Origin of the sequence: Streptosporangium jomthongense, from assembly GCF_042650425.1 — a bacterium.
In the GTDB taxonomy this organism is placed as follows: Bacteria; Actinomycetota; Actinomycetes; order Streptosporangiales; family Streptosporangiaceae; genus Streptosporangium.
This window is the reverse complement of sequence record NZ_JBHSBC010000003.1, coordinates 299,821-313,736: the sequence shown is the minus strand read 5'-3', so window position 1 is coordinate 313,736 and position 13,916 is coordinate 299,821. Positions and strand designations below refer to the sequence as shown.

Below are 13,916 nucleotides of genomic sequence, written 5' to 3'. Positions count from 1 at the left end.
ACGGCGGAGGCGTTGCGCGAGGCTGCCAACAGATGTCCTTCCGAGGGCTCGCGGCGGACTGACTACACGCACGCCAGACGACCATGCATCGGAGCACCAAAAGAAGCGGGTCGTCAAAGGGCAGCGCAAAGGGGCAGTGTAGCCGAACGGCATACACCTGTCCAGTTCACCCTCGCTGCGCTCTCCACGTTGGTCGCAGCATCGCCCGTCAGAGCCGAAACGTCAAGCCCGTGAGCCGACATTTCAGCCAAGGAACAGCCGAGCCGCTGGGAGTTTTCCCATCGTGTGACCTGCGCAACCACCAGCCCCAAGACGATACCCGCGCCTCGGGGAGGCTAACGCCTCGCCCTACGAAGCTTCGAGCGCCAGACGCACACACGACCGACGATCGACGCTGCGATGAACGATGTACCCAGCCACAAACCAGCTCTAAACGCAGACTTTGATAACAATTGAATGAAGCGCCACGCCAACCTAGTGGGGCGGCGGGTTTCCCAGCAGGGTGGACAGCTCGGAGACGAGCCAGTGGGAGTCCTGCCTGACCATGACCAACCGGGCCCTGTTCTGCCTGATCTGGCGCCGGGGCTGCCTGTCCCCCGGCATGGTCCGCACGGTGCTCATGTTCACGAACAGCAGGACCTCGACCCGGTCGGCGCGCGCCGACTCGACCCCGGCCCCGGCCACCGTCGCCTGCTGGACGGCGCGCTCCTTCCTGGCCGTCGGCACCAGGCTCGTGGTGAGCTGCCGGTAGTACTGGCTGAGGTTTCCCGTGGTGTATCCCCGAGCCCGTGCGAAATCCTGTTCGATAGTACGGTAGTCGTACGACAGCATGTCGGCGGCGACGGAGCGGGCGGTCGCGAGCGCCTCCCGTCCGGCGGCCTCGTCCGAACGCAGTCGGCTCAGATCCGCGAACATGATCCACACCACCGCGGCGAGCGAGAGCGCGACGGCGGTCATCACCCCGACCAGGAGGAGGGAGACGCGGGTCACAGGACCAGCTCCGTCTTCGAGACGAGCCAGGCGGTCCCGATCTTGGTCACTTCCATGTTCCACTGGTAGAACCGCTCCTGCGGGGGCTGTTTGCTACCCTCCCAGCGAATGACGGCGTCCCCGACGACCATCACTCTGGCGACGTTCCCCTTCATCGAGACGAGCCCGGAGGCACGGAGCGCGCCCGTCTGGAGAACCTTGTTCCTGAGCGTCGTCTCTTTGAGCGTCGTGACGTTCCTGGCGTACTCCGCCTTCGCCGCGCCGGTTGACGTGTCCAAGATGCGTTTGATGTCGGAGTCCACGGTCCGGTGACCGACCGAGAGCAGATCCAGGGCGTGTGATCCCGCCGCCCGTATCGCGGCCTCCCGGTCGTCGGCCTCCGCCTGGGCCTGCGCAAGCGCCGAGCGCAGCCAGAACGCCGCGCCGAGCAACGCCACGATCAACAGGGCCAGCACCAACCCGGCGACTCTCAGCGGGCGAGCCCGCCGAGCAGTGTTCACCGCCATGCGCTCTCTCCCATCGCGGGTCCGTCGGAACACGGACCGGTGATCACGTGGCGCCGGCCGTTCAGGCCGAAAGCTCCCCGATCGCCGGATCATAACCCGCCAAACGGATCGTCATGGAGGGCTTTGCCCACCTCCCCAGGAGCCGCCCTCTCATAACAGGAAAAAAATATCCCTGCCAAGGCCGCTGATCTCGTGGCCCTCTCCATCCCGAGCCACCGATCTCGTGGCCCAGGCGCCCAGGCGCCACCGATAAACGACCTTCGGGCTCACGCGGGGAAATGCCGTCCGGTGCCCCGCCGTACGGCCCGGCGAGCTCTTCGGGTCGCATCCCAAACCCATTTCAGAGCATTTAATGGCGATTTAGTGAACAAACCGCCCATAAAGCCATAAATCATGAGAAGTTCGCCGCAGGAGAAGCCGACCGAAGGCATGAGAGCGTCGTACGGACGCCCCTCGCCGAGGCCTTCACCAACCCCAGACGGGCTCTGACACGCCCCTGACGGGCCGGGAAAGCAGAAAGAGCGGGCCACCGGCACCAGGTGGACCCGCTCTTTCTGTTGAGTCTCGTCGAGCTCTCCTACGAGGCCTTCAGGCCAGGTGGGACTACTTGACGGTGACGGTGGCGCCGGCGCCCTCGAGGGCAGCCTTGGCCTTCTCCGCCTGCTCCTTGTTGACCTTGCCGTCGAAGACGGGCTTGGGGGCGCCGTCAACGAGGTCCTTGGCCTCCTTGAGGCCCAGGCTCGTCAGGGCGCGGATCTCCTTGATGACCTGGATCTTCTTGTCGCCGGCAGCCTCGAGGATGACGTCGAACTCGTCCTGCTCCTCGGCCTCCTCGGCCGGAGCGGCGCCACCGGCGGCCGGGGCGGCGGCCACGGCGACGGGGGCGGCGGCCTTGACGTCGAAGGCGTCCTCGAAGAGCTTCACGAAGTCGGCCAGCTCAAGGAGGGTCATCTCCTTGAACGACTCGAGCAGCTCGTCAGCGGTGAGCTTCGCCATGATGATTCCTCCGTATGGATCTAAAAACTGAGAATTCGGGACCGCGGTATATATGCGCTAATCCCCTGAGTCCGCCAGCGCGGACCTACTCGCCCGCCTCTTCGCGCTTGGCGCGCAGAGCCTCGACGAGCTGAGCCATGTTGGTGGGCAGCGCGTTGAAGACGGCGGCGGCGTGGGCCTGCTTCGCCTTCATGGCACCGGCCAGCTTCGCGAGGAGGACCTCGCGCGACTCAAGGTCGGCAAGCTTGCTGATCTCGGCCGGGTTCATCGACTTGCCGTCGACGACACCGCCCTTGATGACCAGGAGGGGATTGGCCTTGGCGAAGTCACGCAGACTCTTGGCGGCCTCGACCACGTCGCCCTCGACGAACGCGATCGCCGACGGACCCGCGAGCAGGTCGTCGAGCTCGCTGATCCCGGCCTGGTTGGCCGCGATCTTGGTCAGCGTGTTCTTCACCACGGCGAACTTCGCATGCTCACCGAGAGAGACGCGCAGCTGCTTGAGCTGAGCGACGGTGAGACCGCGGTATTCGGTCAGAACGGCAGCGTTGGAGCCTTCGAAGCTGCTCCGCAGCTCGGCTACAGCCGTTGCCTTTTCCGCCTTCGCCATGGGCCTCCTTCCAGATGTTGCCACCGGCAAGGGGCCACAGACGCGAACAAGCCCCGGGCGCAGGCGCACGGGGCTCACATGAGGAGGTCAGTCCAAATGGAAACTCACATCACACCTGCGCTGGTCGTCCACGAAGTGGAACCTTGGGTCGTCGAACCATGAGGCCTGACGACAACCGGCGGTCTTCGGCGTTGACAGCATACGCCCTGGCGGGAGGAACGCCAAACCGGGCTCCGCTCGGGAAGGAATCCAGGAAAACACGACGGCCCGCCTCCCCCGGTGCGATGGGAGAGGCGGGCCGTACATGGGTCTCGTGGTCCCCCGGACGGGGTTCCACGAGCCGTTCCCAGCGGGCCCTCAGTGGCCGCTCGGGACGGGGTTCTTCGGCAGGTCGCCCACCTGCTCGGCGGGCGGGGCCGCGATCGTCACGGGCTCGTTGAAGCCCTTGAAGAGCGCGGTCAGGTTGAACGACTCACCGTTCTTCGAGCCGCTGAGCGTGACCTTGCGGGGCAGGCTCTGGCCGTCGGCCCACAGGTCGAACTTCACGTCCTTGACCGACGAGAGTCGCTCCTTGAGCGGCTCCTGCTTGGCCGGGTCGAGCACCTGGGCGGCCTCGGCCACCGGGAAGGTGCCGCTGTAGTGGGTCGTCTCGGTCCCGCCGACCGTCTCGGTGCCCACGGCCTTGACGTCCTTGGACGCGGTGAGCAGCTTGACCGTCGCGGCGAGATCGAACTGCCTGGCCTGCTCCAGGAAGCTCCTTACGCCCTTCTGGCCCTCGGCGTCGATGTCGGAGATCGAGGCCTTGAGCCAGGGCTTGTTCGCCCCCGCGAACCTGGCGAGCAGCTGCGACTTCAGGTAGACCGTGTCACCGGTGAAGATCGCCCTGGCTCCGCCGGGGACGTTCTGCCCGTCGAAGTTGATCGTGTCCAGCGTGATGTCGGTCGCCAGCTGAGGCTGGCTCTGGTAGACCACGCTGCCCTGGATCTTGCCCGCGCCCCTGTCGCCGCCTGTGGCGTCAAGGACGAGGTCCGCGGAGTACGAGGTGACCTCCCCGGCCCTCTGCGCGCTCTGCTGAACCGCCTCGGCGGCGGCCAGTTTGACGTTTCCGAGGGTTCCGGTGCTCTGCGCACCGCATCCCGTGACCGCGATCAGAGCGGCCGCTCCCAGTGTCAGTGCGGGAGCCAATCGGCGCATTGGTCTTCACTCCTTCGTGTCCCCCGATGGACTTGTTTATGACCATACGCCGGGCAATCCCGACACGCTTCCTCCATAGGAACGAAGAAAGGCCTCAACCGAATGGCCATTCGGTTGAGGCCTTTCCGAGAAGGCGTCTGCTAGCGGACGTCTCAGGCGTCGAGCTCGGCGGTCAGCGCCCGCGTCACGTTCGGGTCGACCGGGATGCCGGGGCCCATGGACGTGGAGAAGGTGACCTTCTTCAGGTAACGGCCCTTGGCGGCGGATGGCTTCAGACGCAGCACCTCTTCGAGGGCGGCGGCGTAGTTCTCGACCAGCTGACGCTCGCCGAAGGACACCTTGCCGATGATGAAGTGCAGGTTCGCGTGCCGGTCGACACGGAACTCGATCTTGCCGCCCTTGATGTCGGTGACGGCCTTGCCGACGGCCGGGGTGACGGTGCCGGTCTTGGGGTTGGGCATGAGGCCACGGGGACCGAGCACGCGGCCGAGACGGCCGACCTTGCCCATGAGGTCGGGGGTCGCGACGACGGCGTCGAAGTCGAGACGGCCCTTGGCGACCTCGTCGATCAGCTCGTCGGCACCGACGATGTCGGCGCCCGCGGCGCGGGCCTCCTCGGCACGGTCACCGGTCGCGAAGACCAGGACCCGGGCGGTCTTACCGGTGCCGTGCGGGAGGTTGACGGTGCCGCGCACCATCTGGTCGGCCTTACGGGGGTCGACGCCCAGTCGCAGCGCGACCTCGACGGTCGCGTCGAACTTGGTGACGCTGGTCCCCTTGGCGAGCTTCGCCGCCGCGGCCGGGCTGTAGAGGTTCTCGCCGTCGACCTGTGCGGCCGCCGCGCGGAATGCCTTGCTGCGCTTCACTTGCTCACTCCTGTGAATCCGAGTGTCCGTGGTGCGGGCCAGCGCCTGGCCCTTCCACTCACTTCGATGTCCTGGTGACGGACACGACCACCGTCGCGTTCCGCCGTTTTCCGATCCGTCGCCGGATCACCGGCTCGGGACCGAGTCGCCTGTCGTCAGTCGGCGATCGTGATGCCCATCGACCGGGCGGTGCCGGCGATGATCTTCTCGGCCGCCTCGATGTCGTTGGCGTTGAGGTCCTGCATCTTGGTCTCGGCGATCTGGCGCAGCTGCTCCTTGGTGAGCTTGCCGACCTTGTCCTTCTGCGGGACGGCCGAGCCCTTCGCCACACCGGCGGCCTTCTTGATCAGCTCAGGCGCCGGGGGCGTCTTCGTGACGAAGGTGAAGGAGCGGTCCTCGAAGATGGTGATCTCAACGGGGATGATGTTGCCGCGCTGGGCTTCGGTGGCAGCGTTGTACTGCTTGACGAAGTCCATGATGTTGACGCCGTGCGGACCGAGGGCGGTACCGACCGGCGGAGCGGGCGTGGCCTGGCCAGCGGGGAGCTGGACCTTGACCAGTGCCGCGATCTTCTTCTTAGGAGGCATGGTTCTTCTCCGGGTCCTAATCGGGGTGATGCGGCTCCCACGCAGACACGGGGAGCATGTCGGAAGGCCGTGCTTCGCGAGACACGGCCACCGAACGTCTTAGTTTATGTGATCGGTCAGATCTTCGAGACCTGGTTGAACGAGAGCTCAACCGGGGTCTCGCGACCGAAGATCGACACGAGGACCTTGAGCTTCTGCGACTCGGCGCTGATCTCGCTGACCGTGGCGGGCAGGGTCGCGAAGGGGCCGTCCATGACCGTGACGGACTCGCCGACCTCGAAGTCGACGGTCGCGGCCGTGGCCTTGACGGTCGACTTCTTGACCTCTTCCGAGGGCTCGGGAGCCAGCAGCTTGGCCACCTCGTCCAGGCTCAGCGGGCTGGGCTTGTTCGACAGACCGACGAAGCCGGTCACACCGGGCGTGTTGCGCACCGCGGACCAGGACTCGTCGGTGAGCTCCATCCGGACCAGCACGTAGCCGGGCAGCACCCGCTCCTTGACCAGCTGACGCTTGCCGCTCTTCACCTCGGTCACGTGGTGCGTCGGCACCTCGACCTGGAAGATGTAGTCCTCCATGTTGAGGGACTGCGTACGGGTCTCGATGTTCGACTTCACGCGGTTCTCGTAACCGGCGTAGGAGTGGATGACGTACCACTCGCCGTACTGGCCGCGCAGATGGCGCTTGAACTCCTCGACCGGGTCGACATCGGGCAGGACGTCGCCGTCCTCGTCGACCTCACCGGTCTGCCCGGCCTCTTCTGCCTCGTCCTCGTCGACGTCGGCCGTGACCTCGTCGGTCTCGGTGTCGGCGTCGAGCGAGTCCTCCGCGACGTCGACGACCTGCTCCGGCTCGTCAGTCCGCTCTTCGCGGGACTCGCCGGCCGGCTGTGGAGACTCGGACACGGTGGCTCATTCTCTTTCGTCGATGGGCTGATGAAATTACGGGGGGCGATCCGCCGGGGTCCGGCCTCAGGCTCCGCCGAAGATCCGCAGCACACCTTCGGTGAGCAACGCGTCGAGTCCGGACACGACCCCGACCATGATCAGAACGAAGACCATGACAATCGTGGTGTACGAGAGAAGCTCTTTGCGCGTAGGCCAGATGACCTTGCGTAGTTCAGCGATGATCTGCCGATAGAAGAGGGCGGGAGAAGTGCGCTTGGCCTTCTTCTCACCGCTCGGCTTGTCTGCGGTTTCGCCGCGCGTGTCGATCGCCACAGTCCTCACCTGCTTCGTCGAGTCCAACGCATGTCTGCGGCGCGCTAGACGCCCTGATGCGCGGACCGCTCCTCGCAGGGCACGAGGGACTCGAACCCCCAACCGCCGGTTTTGGAGACCGGTGCGCTACCAATTGCGCTAGTGCCCTAAGACATGAACCACCATACATCGGTTGGACCGAAGTTTGTCCGTGGCTCACGGGTCCCGACCGCCGAGTTCGTGCACACGGCGGTTAGGAACATGCGGGAGTCTACGTGGGAATGGCCCCCACGTCGAACCGGCAGGTGATCGACCCCTCGCCTCCCCCTGATCTCCCACGTCACAGCCCTTCCCCTTCCGTACGGCCCGCCGTACGGAAAAACCGGCGGGAGGCGGGGGGCACCTCACAGATCTGTAACCATGGAAGGCATGACCCGTCCTCGCATCTCAGCGCGCATCTCCGCGATCTCCGAGTCCGCCACACTCGCCGTGGACGCCAAGGCCAAGGCCATGAAGGCGGCGGGCCGCCCGGTCATCGGCTTCGGCGCGGGCGAGCCGGACTTCCCGACTCCCGACTACATCGTCGAGGCCGCCGTCGAGGCCTGCCGCAACCCCAGGTTCCACAAGTACACCCCGGCCGGGGGCCTGCCCGAGCTGAAGCAGGCCATCGCGGACAAGACGCTGCGCGACTCCGGCTACCAGGTCGACGCGGCCCAGGTGCTGATCACCAACGGTGGCAAGCAGGCCGTCTACGAGGCCTTCGCCACGCTCCTCGACCCGGGTGACGAGGTTCTGGTCGTCGCCCCCTACTGGACGACCTATCCCGAGGCCATCAAGCTCGCGGGCGGTGTCCAGGTGGACGTGGTGACCGACGAGACCACCGGTTACCTCGCGAGCGTCGAGCAGTTCGAGGCGGCCCGCACCGAGCGCACCAAGGCCCTGCTGTTCGTCTCCCCGTCCAACCCGACGGGCGCGGTCTACTCGCCCGAGCAGGTCGAGGCGATCGGCCGCTGGGCGGCCGAGCACGGGCTGTGGGTGGTCACCGACGAGATCTACGAGCACCTCACCTACGGCGGCGCGACGTTCGCGAGCATCGCGACCGTCGTCCCCGAGCTGGGTGACCGGGTCGTCGTGCTGAACGGCGTCGCCAAGACCTACGCCATGACCGGCTGGCGGGTCGGCTGGCTGATCGGCCCGAAGGACGTCGTCAAGGCCGCGACCAACCTGCAGTCGCACGCCACCTCCAACGTCTCGAACGTGGCCCAGGCCGCCGCCCTGGCCGCCGTGTCCGGCGACCTGTCGGCCGTGGCGAAGATGCGCGAGGCCTTCGACCGCCGCCGCCAGACCATGGTCCGCATGCTCAACGAGATCCCGGGCGTGCTCTGCCCCGAGCCCAGGGGCGCCTTCTACGCCTACCCGTCGGTCAAGGAGCTGCTGGGCAAGGACTTCGGTGGCAGGCGTCCCGAGACGTCCGCCCAGCTGGCCGAGCTCATCCTTGAGGAGGCCGAGGTCGCCCTCGTCCCCGGCGAGGCCTTCGGCACCCCCGGCTACTTCCGGCTCTCCTACGCGCTCGGCGACGAGGACCTCGTCGAGGGCGTGAGCCGGGTGGCCAAGTTCCTCGGCCAGGTCGGCTGAGGCCCACCTGAGACCCGTCTGAGGTCCACCGCCGGGCGGCGCGTGTACGGCGCCGCCCGGCGGCCCGCCCTCCGGCTCCGTGGGAGCGGGTTCGGCGTGTGGCACCGTGCGGTGCCCGGCATACGGCACCATATGGAAATGCCACGCCCGCTCACCGACCTGCCAAAGGCCCACCTCCACCTGCACTTCACCGGCTCGATGCGGCACACGACCCTGATCGAGCTCGCCCGTGAGCAGGGTCTGCACCTGCCGGACGCGCTTGAGCAGGACTGGCCGCCCCGGCTGCGGGCGACCGACGAGCGGGGCTGGTTCCGTTTCCAGCGGCTCTACGACATCGCACGGGCGGTGCTGCGGCGGGAGTCCGACGTCTACCGGCTGCTGCGGGAGGCCGCGGAGGACGAGGTCGCCGAGGGGTCTCGCTGGCTGGAGATCCAGGTCGACCCCTCGGGATACGCCCACCGGTTCGGCGGTCTCACCCCCACCCTTGAGCTGATGCTCGACGCGGCGCGCCAAGCCTCGGCGCACGCGGGCATCGGAGTGGCGCTCGTGGTCGCCGCCAACCGCACGAAGCACCCCCTGGACGCCAAGACGCTCGCCAGGCTCGCCACGCACCACATGGACCAGGGCGTCGTCGGTTTCGGGCTGTCCAACGACGAGCGCAGGGGCCGGGCCCGTGACTTCGACGGGGCCTTCAGGCTGGCCAGGCGGGCCGGATTGCTGGCCGTACCGCACGGTGGGGAGCTGATGGGGGCGGCCAGTGTGGCCGAGTGCCTCGACGAGCTCGGCGCCGACCGGGTCGGGCACGGCGTGCGGGCGGCCGAGTCGCCACGGCTGATGGAGCGGCTGGCTGACCGGCAGGTCACGTGTGAGGTCTGCCCGACCTCCAACGTCGGCCTCGGGGTTGCCGAACGGCCGCAGGACGTGCCGCTGCGGCGGCTGTTCGAGGCGGGGGTGCCCATCGCGCTCGGCGCCGACGACCCGCTGCTGTTCGGCGCCAGGCTGCTGCCCCAGTACGAGCTGGCCAGGCAGGTGTACGGCTTCCGCGACGCGGAGCTGGCCGAGCTGGCCCGGCAGTCGATCAGGGCCTCCGCCGCCCCCGAGAGCGTCCGCAAGGAGATCCTCAGGGAGATCGACGAGTGGCTGTCCTCCCCCGACCCCGAGGGTGTCTAGGGCTCTTTGAGGGCCAGGCTGGTGGCGGCGTCGAGGGGCAGGCCCTCGACGGGGAGGACCTCCGGGACGGCGATCGAGGCCAGCAGCGGCGGGCGCAGGTGCTCGCCGCCGAGCGCCGTCCAGGCGTCGCGGGCCGCGGCCAGCAGCTCCAGGCCCTCCTGTGACCGTCGTTCGGCGACGGCGAGCGCGCCGAGCAGTTCGACCCCGGCGGCCTGCGCCGTACGGTCGTCGAACAGGCGGGCGGTGCGCAGGGCCTCGCGGGCGTGCTCCCCGGCGGCGGTGAGGTCTCCGCGCAGATAGTCGGCGTGGGCGCGCAGGTGGCACAGGTGGGAGCGGGTCCACAGGTCCTCGTAGGTCTCGCAGAGGTCGAGTCCCTCGACGAGGACGCCGACGGCCGCCTCGACGTCGCCCAGCGTCAGCAGGCAGGCGGCCACCACGGCGTAGCCGGGCAGCAGGCCGGGGAAGGCGCGTCCCGCCGAGTGGTGGCGGTCGCGGGCGGCCCTGATGCCGAGCACGGCGCGGGTCGCCTGCCCCCGCTGGGCGGCGACCTGGGCGGCCAGCTGGGTCACGTAGGCGCCCGCGTGGCCGCCGGGGTCGGCCTCGCGGCACTCGGAGAGCCGTTCCTCGGCTCCGAGCAGGTCTCCCTGGAGGCTGGCGACCCAGGCGCAGACCCACAGCGCCCTGGTCCGCGCCGGTCCACGCCGAGGGTCCGTGGCCAGGGCGCGGTCGAGATAGTCGCGCCCCTCGGCGTGCATCCCGCAGCACACCCACAGGATCCACAGCGCTCCGGCCAGTTCGAGACCGGTCCCCGCCTCAAGGCCCGTCTCCAGTGCCTGGGCGAGGTTGGCCGCCTCGACGCGGAGCCTGTGGTGCCAGCGCACCTGGCGGCGTGGCCACTCGCGTTCGGCGTTGCGGGCCAGGGCCAGGTAGAAGTCGTGGTGGCGCAGCCGTACCTCCTCCTGCTGGCCGAGCAGGGCCAGCCAGCCCGCGCCGAACTCGCGGGTGGCGCCGGGCATCAGGAAGCGGACTCCGGCGTGGGTCTCCCTGCGCAGCAGCACGGACTTGTCGACCAGGCCGGTGACCACGTCGATCATGTCCTGGGCGCGCAGCGTCTCGTCCCGGCAGACGTAGGTCGCAGCCTCCAGGTCGAACTCGCCGGGGAAGACCGAGACGCGCGCCCAGAACAGTCGTTCCCGCTCGGTGCACAGCTGGTGGCTCCACCCGATGCAGGTGGCCAGCGCCCGGTGCCTTGAGGGGCCCTGCCGCTCCTCGTCGACGAGCAGGGCCAGGTGCTCGCCCAGGTTCGCGACGAAGTCCGCGACGGGCATCGTGCGCAGCCGTACGGCGGCCAGTTCGATCGCCAGCGGCAGACCGTCCAGCCTGTCGCACACCTCGGTGAGGCTCTCGCGCGTCCCGGCGGGCCAGGTGTCGCCGAGACCGGTGAGCAGGGCGTAGGCGTCCGGGGCGGGGAGGCCGGCCAGCACCCGCAGGTGCTCGCCGGGGACGGCCAGCGACTGGCGGCTGATCGCCAGGATGCGGAGTTCGGGGTCGGTGGCGAGCAGTTCGCCGACCAGGGAGGCGACCTCGTCGACCAGCGCCTCGCAGGTGTCGAGCACGAGCAGGGACCCGGCCGAGACGGCCAGGGCCTCGGTGACGGCGGGGGCCAGCGCCTGTGGCCCGCCGACCTCGGCGACCTCCGCGACGTCGACGACCGCGGGCTCGGGGACGAGTGTCCTGGCGAGTTCGAGGCCGAGCCTGGTCTTGCCGACACCGCCCGCCCCCGACAGGGTGACGAGCCGTACCCGCTCGAAAAGGGCTGTGATCTCCGCGACCTCGCCCTGCCTACCGACGAATGCACTCATTCCGCAGTCTCCTCGCGGCGTGGGCATTCATGCTAAAGGTGACCGAAGCCGTCTGTGTCCCGGATGCGGGCGACAGTGGTGTCGATGTCCATGGCCATTCCCCTGGCGAACGCGCGTTCGTAGGCGAGGTCGCCGAGCAACGCCCTGGCCCGGCGTTCCGTGCGCGCCCTGGACGTCGCGTACGGCGAGGCGTCGGGGGTGGGAAGGCCCGCGGTCGTCCACATCCGGGCGGCCGCGCCGAGCAGGCGGGCGGCTCTGCGCCCGTCACCGCGCGCCACGGCGGTCGCGGCGAGCTGGTCGGTGGCCGCGGCCACGCCGAGCGGGTCGCGCAGGCACCACTTGGCGTCGAGCGCCGCGCGGGCGTAGGCCTCGGCCGCCTCGATCTCTCCCCTGCCGAGTTCGGCGAGCGAGCGCACGTGGTCGCCGTGGGAACGGGCCCACAGTTCACCCCGTTCGGCGCACCTGGCCCACTGGCGCACGAGGACCTCGACGGCCGGGCCGAACTCCCCCCTGAGGCTGTGCGCCATCGCCAGCGTCGTCTCGGCGACGGGGAGACCGATGTGGGCGGCCCGTTCCGGGGCGGCCTGCTCGAACAGCCCGGCGGCCTGGGCGGCCAGGCGCGCGGCCCCGTCGAGGTCGCCGAGGGCGAGCGCGGTCGCCGCCGCCCCCTGCCTGGCGCATCCGGCGGCGGCGAGGTCGCCCTCGGCCGTGGCCGCCGCGTACGCCTCGGCGGCCCTGCGTCTGGCCTCCGAGGTGTCGCCCGCGGCCAGCGCCGCCCATGAGCACACCCACAGGGCCTTGGTGCGGGCCGGGCCGGGGGTGATCTCCCGGTTGAGCAGCCGGTCCAGGTGCCGGTGCCCGAGGCCGGCCCTGCCGAGGCAGCACCAGACGAACCAGAGCGAGGTGGCCAGGTCGAAGCCCTCGTCGCGGGCCAGCGCGGCCTCCAGGTCCGGCATCGCCCGCCTGGCCCAGGCCGCCCAGCGGGCCTGGCTCGGGCCGTACCACTCGGCCTCCGCCCTGCGCGCCCCGGCCAGGAAGTGGTCGTGGTGGCGGGCGAGAACGGTCTCCTCCTCGCCCAGCAGCCGCAGCCACTGCCTTCCGTAGTCGCGGATCGTGCCGAGCATCCGGTAGCGCGGGCCACCGGCGACGTCGGCGACCAGGATCGACCGGTCGGCGAGCCCGGACAGCGCGAGCGTGGCCAGTCGTCCGTCGGCGCACACTGCCCATGCGTCGTCGGCGTCGAACCAGCCCTCGAAGACCGAGAGGCGGGCCCACAGCAGGCGTTCCCCCGGGCCGCACAGCTCGTGGCTGAGGCCGACCGCGGTGCGCATGCTCCGGTGCCGCCCGAGCGGGGCGCGGCTGCCGCCCTCCAGCAGGGCGAAGCGGTCGCCGAGCCGCTCGGTGAGCTGTGGCACGGACAGCGCCCGCAGCCGCCGTACGGCCAGCTCGATGGCGAGCGGGATGCCGTCGAGGCCGCGGCAGAGCCGGGCCACCTCGTGGGGGTCGAGGGCGGCGCCGGGCACCAGGGCCCTGGCCCGCTCGGTGAACAGCCGGACGGCGTCGCAGGTCGCGGCCTCGGCCCCCTCGGGTACGGCGAACGGCTCGACGGGCATCAGCCGTTCCCCGGCGAGCCCCAGAGGACCGCGGCCGGTGGCCAGCACCCGGATGTGCGGCGCCCGCGCCAGGACCTGGCGCAGCAGTTCCGCGCACGCCTCTGCGAGGTGGTCGCAGTCGTCGAGGACCAGCAGCAGCCGCCGGTCGGCGAGGAAGTCGGCGAGGACCTCCGCCTGGGGCCGCACGGCCTGCTCCGGCAGGCCGAGCGCGGCGGCGACGGCGTGGCCGACCAGGGCGCCGTTCTGCTCGGCGGACAGCGCGACGACCCACACCCCGTCGGGGAAGTCCCCGCGGAGCGTGGTCGCGGCCCTGAGCGCGAGCCTGGACTTGCCGACCCCGGCGACCCCGGTGAGGGTCACCAGAGGAGAGTGGCCGATCAGTGCGGCGAGTTCGCCGAGCTCCGCCTCCCGTCCTACGAGGTCACCCGTCTCCGCCGGCACGTTGTCCCGGCGCGTGCGCGTCTCCTCCACCGATTCCTCGCCCCTCCGCGTTAGATGGCCAGCCAACCATGGGAGCGCGGCCATCCCGGTCTGACGGAGGACCCGCGGTTGTCCGTTCTTCTCCCGGGGCGCATATCTCACGCCGATGCGCAGGTCAGCGGCCTCTTGTCGAAGTCCTCCGGGGTGGGATTCCTCCTCCGGACCCCTCCTCGTTTCGTCGGTGTCCGGTGTCTCCCCGGCCGTCACGAAG

At 69.6% G+C, this 13,916-nt stretch carries 13 protein-coding genes and 1 tRNA gene; 2 read left to right on the top strand and 12 right to left on the bottom strand.

Going from position 1 to position 13,916, the window contains the following annotated elements:
- Nucleotides 1–474 precede the first annotated feature (474 nt).
- The 10 genes from ACFOYY_RS06065 to ACFOYY_RS06020 all read right to left on the bottom strand — a co-directional run bounded on the left by ACFOYY_RS06065 (nt 475) and on the right by ACFOYY_RS06020 (nt 7,114).
- A complete protein-coding gene (locus ACFOYY_RS06065; protein ID WP_386188473.1) occupies nt 475–990 on the bottom strand; it encodes a hypothetical protein in 516 nt (171 codons plus the stop codon).
- Nucleotides 987–1,448: a hypothetical protein gene (locus ACFOYY_RS06060; RefSeq protein WP_352014743.1), complete on the bottom strand. Its 462-nt coding sequence runs from the start codon at nt 1,446–1,448 to the stop codon at nt 987–989. The genes ACFOYY_RS06065 and ACFOYY_RS06060 overlap by 4 nt, the downstream gene beginning before the upstream one ends.
- A gap of 651 nt (nt 1,449–2,099) precedes the next feature.
- Nucleotides 2,100–2,492, bottom strand: coding sequence for a 50S ribosomal protein L7/L12 (gene rplL / locus ACFOYY_RS06055; protein ID WP_352014742.1), 393 nt, complete (start codon nt 2,490–2,492; stop codon nt 2,100–2,102).
- An 85-nt stretch (nt 2,493–2,577) separates the two neighbouring features.
- A complete protein-coding gene (gene rplJ, locus ACFOYY_RS06050; protein WP_352014741.1) occupies nt 2,578–3,102 on the bottom strand; it encodes a 50S ribosomal protein L10 in 525 nt (174 codons plus the stop codon).
- 357 nt (nt 3,103–3,459) lie between these two features.
- On the bottom strand, nt 3,460–4,296 hold the full coding sequence (locus tag ACFOYY_RS06045) for a DUF1396 domain-containing protein (protein WP_386188470.1): 837 nt from the start codon (nt 4,294–4,296) through the stop codon (nt 3,460–3,462).
- Between the two features lie 152 nt (nt 4,297–4,448).
- On the bottom strand, nt 4,449–5,162 hold the full coding sequence (gene rplA, locus ACFOYY_RS06040; protein ID WP_352014739.1) for a 50S ribosomal protein L1: 714 nt from the start codon (nt 5,160–5,162) through the stop codon (nt 4,449–4,451).
- Nucleotides 5,163–5,317: 155 nt separating this feature from the next.
- On the bottom strand, nt 5,318–5,749 hold the full coding sequence (rplK, locus tag ACFOYY_RS06035) for a 50S ribosomal protein L11 (RefSeq protein WP_184712590.1): 432 nt from the start codon (nt 5,747–5,749) through the stop codon (nt 5,318–5,320).
- Nucleotides 5,750–5,865: 116 nt separating this feature from the next.
- Nucleotides 5,866–6,651, bottom strand: coding sequence for a transcription termination/antitermination protein NusG (gene nusG / locus ACFOYY_RS06030; RefSeq protein WP_352014738.1), 786 nt, complete (start codon nt 6,649–6,651; stop codon nt 5,866–5,868).
- 66 nt (nt 6,652–6,717) lie between these two features.
- Complete coding sequence (secE, locus tag ACFOYY_RS06025; protein ID WP_352014737.1) at nt 6,718–6,966, bottom strand: preprotein translocase subunit SecE; 249 nt, start codon at nt 6,964–6,966, stop codon at nt 6,718–6,720.
- 75 nt (nt 6,967–7,041) lie between these two features.
- Nucleotides 7,042–7,114: transfer RNA gene (locus ACFOYY_RS06020), tRNA-Trp, on the bottom strand.
- A 260-nt stretch (nt 7,115–7,374) separates the two neighbouring features.
- On the opposite strand from ACFOYY_RS06020, the gene ACFOYY_RS06015 reads away from it, so the two are divergent.
- Together ACFOYY_RS06015 and ACFOYY_RS06010 are read left to right on the top strand one after the other, a co-directional pair.
- Nucleotides 7,375–8,580, top strand: a complete 1,206-nt coding sequence (locus ACFOYY_RS06015; protein ID WP_352014736.1) for a pyridoxal phosphate-dependent aminotransferase — start codon at nt 7,375–7,377, stop codon at nt 8,578–8,580.
- Between the two features lie 138 nt (nt 8,581–8,718).
- Nucleotides 8,719–9,750 (top strand): adenosine deaminase, encoded by a 1,032-nt coding sequence (locus ACFOYY_RS06010; RefSeq protein WP_352014735.1) that lies wholly within the window; start codon nt 8,719–8,721, stop codon nt 9,748–9,750.
- On the opposite strand, the gene ACFOYY_RS06005 is transcribed toward ACFOYY_RS06010, so the two are convergent.
- Together ACFOYY_RS06005 and ACFOYY_RS06000 are read right to left on the bottom strand one after the other, a co-directional pair.
- Nucleotides 9,747–11,612: an ATP-binding protein gene (locus ACFOYY_RS06005; RefSeq protein ID WP_352014734.1), complete on the bottom strand. Its 1,866-nt coding sequence runs from the start codon at nt 11,610–11,612 to the stop codon at nt 9,747–9,749. The genes ACFOYY_RS06010 and ACFOYY_RS06005 overlap by 4 nt on opposite strands.
- A 32-nt stretch (nt 11,613–11,644) precedes the next feature.
- Nucleotides 11,645–13,696 (bottom strand): ATP-binding protein, encoded by a 2,052-nt coding sequence (locus ACFOYY_RS06000; protein WP_386188465.1) that lies wholly within the window; start codon nt 13,694–13,696, stop codon nt 11,645–11,647.
- Nucleotides 13,697–13,916 lie beyond the last annotated feature (220 nt).